The sequence below is a fragment of the Photobacterium rosenbergii genome (assembly GCF_003026455.1).
Classification (GTDB): Bacteria; Pseudomonadota; Gammaproteobacteria; order Enterobacterales; family Vibrionaceae; genus Photobacterium; species Photobacterium rosenbergii.
This window is the reverse complement of sequence record NZ_PYMB01000066.1, coordinates 1-728: the sequence shown is the minus strand read 5'-3', so window position 1 is coordinate 728 and position 728 is coordinate 1. Positions and strand designations below refer to the sequence as shown.

General features: G+C 46.4%; 2 tRNA genes and 2 rRNA genes. All 4 read right to left on the bottom strand.

Annotated features, from left to right (window positions below):
* A 23S ribosomal RNA gene (locus tag C9J01_RS29425) occupies positions 1–114 on the bottom strand; the annotation flags it as partial.
* A gap of 264 nt (positions 115–378) precedes the next feature.
* Positions 379–454, bottom strand: a tRNA-Ala gene (locus C9J01_RS29420).
* 44 nt (positions 455–498) lie between these two features.
* Positions 499–575, bottom strand: a tRNA-Ile gene (locus C9J01_RS29415).
* Positions 576–646: 71 nt separating this feature from the next.
* Positions 647–728, bottom strand: a 16S ribosomal RNA gene (locus C9J01_RS29410); the annotation flags it as partial.

The window sequence follows — 728 nt, the reverse complement described above, 5'->3', positions numbered from 1 at the left end:
AAATCCAAGAGTATAGTGATTCTTACCATCTTCTCTTGGCTTATCGCAGGTTAGCACGTCCTTCATCGCCTCTGACTGCCCAGGCATCCACCGTGTACGCTTAGTCACTTAACCATACAACCCCAAGGGGTCTGTTCGTATGGCTCAACAACCAAGGTTGTTCATCTGAGTATGATGAACTGTGTTTCGCCGGACTCTTACACAAGACACTTGAATGTGTGTTGCTTGAGAACTCGTTCCTACTTATACAAGTAGAAACTATTAGTATTGAATTCTATGAATTCAATTTACTAGTCAGCTTTCCAGATTGTTAAAGAGCATGTGTTTATCGTTAGATAACCACTTTTTAAAGACACTCGTCAGAATGTGTTTAAAGAGTGGTGGAGCTAAGCAGGATCGAACTGCTGACCTCCTGCGTGCAAGGCAGGCGCTCTCCCAGCTGAGCTATAGCCCCAACGATTCGAAAGACTTCACACTCACTTCCTCTGGGAGAGAAAGTGGTGGGTCTGAGTGGACTTGAACCACCGACCTCACCCTTATCAGGGGTGCGCTCTAACCACCTGAGCTACAGACCCAAGTCTTTCACGTTCTTTTACTATTAACCAAGCAATCTGTGTGGACACTGCATAAAACGCAGTCATATCGTTAAGGAGGTGATCCAGCCCCAGGTTCCCCTAGGGCTACCTTGTTACGACTTCACCCCAGTCATGAACCACACCGTGGTAAAC